This window comes from Actinocrinis sp. (assembly GCF_035938995.1).
In the GTDB taxonomy this organism is placed as follows: domain Bacteria; phylum Actinomycetota; class Actinomycetes; order Streptomycetales; family Catenulisporaceae; genus DASZGI01.
The window spans coordinates 1-3,770 of sequence record NZ_DASZGI010000332.1; the positions used below are offsets into that span (position 1 = coordinate 1).

The window sequence follows — 3,770 nt, forward strand, 5'->3', positions numbered from 1 at the left end:
GACCAGGTCGTCGCGGACCCCGCGTTCAAGGACGTGGGCGGCCTCGCTCATGTGAAGCTCACTCCCGACAGCCTGCCGATGAGCATCTGCGCGTGTCCGGCGACCGCGTCCGCGTGTCTGTGCAAGATCTGCGCGTGCGAATGCAGCTGCTCCGGATGGATCATGAAACCGGTGCTGGTGCTGGTGCCGACGCCACTGCGGGTGCCGCTGCTGGTGCCAGTGCCAGCGCTGCCGCCAGCGCCATTACCGGCGTCGGCGCCTCTGTCTTGGGCATGACCTCCTCCACCTCCACTCCCGCTTGCGCCACTGCTGGCCGCGATACCGAGGGCGCCTGCGGTCGCCTCGAACACGAAGCCCTTCATCGCGCTCTCGACCACCGGCTTGAGCGCCTTGAAGCCCCCCTCGATCACCTCGGCGATGATGAACTGCTCCAGCTGCTGCTCCAGGAACTCGACCGCCTTGCGGGCGGCCATCTCGATCGCGGCGAGCGCCGCCTCGGCTAGGCCGAACGTGGCGACGGCGGCGGCCTGGTCCGCTATGAACGACGCTGCGAGCGCGACCAGTTCACCGATCGCGACGACCTTCTGCGCCACGATGAAGTCCGCGGCCGCCTCGAGGGCCGTCACCACGACGCGGCAGGCGTCCAACAGGGCCGTCATGTGCGTGTTCGACTTGTCCGCCCAGCCCTGGACCAACGCATCGTACGACGTGCCCTGATACGCGGCTCCCGTCGCGTGGATCGCCTGCGTCGCGTCCTGATGCGAGGACTGGAGGTCGTCCGCGAACTCCTTCACGAATCCGGCGACCTCACGCACAGCGTCCTCGTTGATCATCGGCCAGTCGACCCCGATGAAATTCAGGAGCCGGACCACTTCCCCCGGCAGATCCAAAGCCATGCCGAAACCTCTCCCCGTTTTCGCCTTTGAAGACCTGCGGCGACATTAACAGCGCCACTTGGCTGCTCGGGAGGGCCGTGGATGCATCGGCAGAAAGCTGTGGAAAACTGAGACGCCGCCGGTTACCCGTCGCGATGGACGAGTTCCCGGCGGCGTCTGCCGCTTTGGTGGGCGATCCGGACCTTGTTAGTCCTGGTTGAAGAACCCCGGGTCGGCGGACGGGCTCTGCGCCCCGTCCATCAGCTCCGTGCCCTGCGGCGAGAGCAGGAACACCCGGGAGGCGACCCGCTCTATCCCGCCGCGCAGCGAGAAGATCAGGCCGGAGGCGAAGTCGACGATCCGCTTCGCGTCGGCCTCCTCCAGATCCGCCAGGTTCATGATGACCGGGATGCCATCCCGGAAGTACTCGCCGATGACCTTGGCATCGGTGAAGCTCTGCGGGCGCACGGTGGCGATGCGGTATCCGGCGCGAGTACCCAGCTCCTCGCCGTACCACCGCTCGCCGTCGTCGACCGGCACCAAATGCGGGGCGGTCGCCCTGCGGCTCGACACCATCGCACGCCTCCTTCCTGAAGCCGTTCGAGCACCTGAATGGGTGAACCCTTAGTGATCGTCTCACACGGCGTCACGCTTATGACGTCGCACCGTCGGGTTGCTCATTCGAGTGTTTCTCTTCTTAGCTGTCTACGCTAGCTGGTTTTCGGGGTGGAGGTCCGGCGACGCGCCGGTTCTGTCGGTGGCGCGTGGTATGGCAGCCGCTCGAGTACGACCGCACCGCCTAGTCCAGGTTGGCGTCGGCGTAGACCACGATCGCGTCACGCAGATACTGAGCTGTTCCCGGCCGGTGCTTGTCGTAGTTCTGCCGGAAGCGCTCGTCGGCGACGTACATTTCGCCGAGCCCCTTGTACGCAGCGGCGTTCGGCGTCCAGAACTGGCAGACGCCCGTGTAGTGCGCGGCGACGGCCGCTTGGGTACGCGGGTCGTCAGCAGCCACGCCGTCGCGCGCGAGGCCTGCGAACCGGCGCGCGAACTCGGCCTGCTTCCGCCCGGCCTCCTTGAAGTCCTCGGGTGTCCAGCCGGCGGTACGGCGGCGCGCCTCGGCGGCCTGCTCCGGCCACCGCTCGTTGACCTCGGCCTCGTACTCGGCCGGGTCGAAGCCCTCGAACAGCTCCTCGGGTTGCATTTCTGTTCCTCCGGTCATGGAGTCGAGGGTGCGCTGGACGGTGGTGGCCAGCCGGGCCAGCCGCTCGCTCTCATTGAGCAGCCAGTCACGGTGCCGGGCGAGCACGGCTTCCGTGCCGCGCTCGTCCTGCTCGTCGAGCACGGACGCGATGACGTCGAGCCCGAGTCCCAGCTCACGCAGCAACAGCACGCGTTGGAGGCACATCAGCTGTTCGCGCTCGTAGAGACGCACGCCGCCCGGCCCGACTCCGGCGGGCGGCAGTAGTCCGATCGCGTCGTAGTGCCGCAGCGCGCGCGTTGTGATCTTCGACATCCGCGCGACTTCCGCGATGGTCCACGTCACGGTCTCATCCTCCGCCGTCCGCCCGGTCGCGACCCTCAGGCCGGTCTTTCCGGCCTGTCGCCGACGCTAGAAGTTGACGTTGCGGCAAGCGCAAGTGCGACCGTTCGAGGGCTACCTGCGCGTTTGCCGAGTGGTCCGATGAGCGCATTTCCGCTGACGGAACATTCAGTTGATCGTAGGTTCGCCAAAAAGAAGGATCAGCAGATCGTATCCGTGCCTCGGCGCGTTCAGGCCTCGTTGGGATGCACGTGGCGCCGGGCGGCACTGCGACTCTCGGTGCCGTCCGCACGTCGGGACGGCCAGCCGCCGCGACCCCACCTGCCCTGTATCAACTGAACCGCGAGGTATCTCTCGATGAAGCTCAAGAAGATCGTCGCCCTGACCGCGGCCGCCGGCGGCCTGATCGTGGCCGGCGCCGGCGCGGCGATGGCCGACACCTCTGCCGAGGGCTCGGCGTGGAACTCACCCGGCGTCGGCTCCGGCAACAACACCCAGGTTCCGGTGCACGCGCCGATCAACATCACCGGCAACGGCGTTGACGTCATCGGCGTGCTCGACTGGGTCTTCGGCAACCACAGCGAGAACTGACCCACAGCCGGGACCTCCGGCGAGTGGTGGAGCCCGGACCGGCACGTGCGGTCCGGGCTCCACCCGTTCGTCGTCGAGTTCGAACACGTCGGTTCCGATTTCACGGCGCCGCGCGGTATGCCGCGCCGACGACGGTTGTGCGATCGGCGCGCAATTCACTCGTCCGCAGGATTCGTCAGATTTGCCGAAACCCAGATCGTCGCACTTCGTTCTTTCCGGATGAATCAACCAGGCGGCGTCCAACTGAAGGGCTTGGGATTCCACATGTACTACTCCACTCGACGACACGTCGCGCTGGGTCTCACCACGGGCGGCCTGCTGATGACCGGGTTCGGCATGACCACCGCCCAGGCCGACACCGGCGCCACCGCGTCCGGTGACGCGGCCGGCTCGCCGGGCGTCGCCTCTGGCAACCTGCTCGAGATCCCGATCAACCTGCCGATCAATATCTGCGGCAACCAGGTCGGCGTGATCGGGATCCTGGACACCGTGGCCGGAAACGACTGCGCCAACTCGGGTGGGGGCGCGAGTGCCTCGGGATCGAGCCACGGCTCCCCCGGCGTCGGCTCCGGCAACCTGATCCAGATTCCGATCAACGCGCCGGTCAACATCTGCGGCAACCAGCTCGACATCATCGGCATCGGGAACAACGACCGCGGCAACTCGTGCAAGAACAGCGGCGAGGGCGGCGGCACGTCCGCCTCCGGCTCTGGTTCGAATTCGCCGGGCATCGTAGCCGGTAACGTCCTCCAGGTACCGGT

5 protein-coding genes are annotated in these 3,770 nt (G+C 67.0%); 2 read left to right on the plus strand and 3 right to left on the minus strand.

Going from position 1 to position 3,770, the window contains the following annotated elements; all coding sequences use genetic code 11:
- Positions 1-47: 47 nt before the first annotated feature.
- The 3 genes from VGZ32_RS23880 to VGZ32_RS23890 form a co-directional block, all read right to left on the minus strand.
- The gene (locus VGZ32_RS23880; protein WP_326888414.1) at positions 48-896 is read right to left on the minus strand and encodes a hypothetical protein; all 849 of its coding nucleotides are present in this window, start codon (positions 894-896) and stop codon (positions 48-50) included.
- 186 nt (positions 897-1,082) lie between these two features.
- Complete coding sequence (locus VGZ32_RS23885; protein WP_326888415.1) at positions 1,083-1,451, minus strand: cell division protein SepF; 369 nt, start codon at positions 1,449-1,451, stop codon at positions 1,083-1,085.
- A 223-nt stretch (positions 1,452-1,674) separates the two neighbouring features.
- The gene (locus VGZ32_RS23890) at positions 1,675-2,421 is read right to left on the minus strand and encodes a MerR family transcriptional regulator (RefSeq protein ID WP_326888416.1); all 747 of its coding nucleotides are present in this window, start codon (positions 2,419-2,421) and stop codon (positions 1,675-1,677) included.
- Positions 2,422-2,775: 354 nt separating this feature from the next.
- On the opposite strand from VGZ32_RS23890, the gene VGZ32_RS23895 reads away from it, so the two are divergent.
- Positions 2,776-3,009, plus strand: a complete 234-nt coding sequence (locus VGZ32_RS23895) for a chaplin (RefSeq protein WP_326888417.1) — start codon at positions 2,776-2,778, stop codon at positions 3,007-3,009.
- 219 nt (positions 3,010-3,228) lie between these two features.
- Positions 3,229-3,770 (plus strand): chaplin (locus VGZ32_RS23900; protein ID WP_326888418.1); only part of this gene is annotated, 542 nt, incomplete at its 3' end.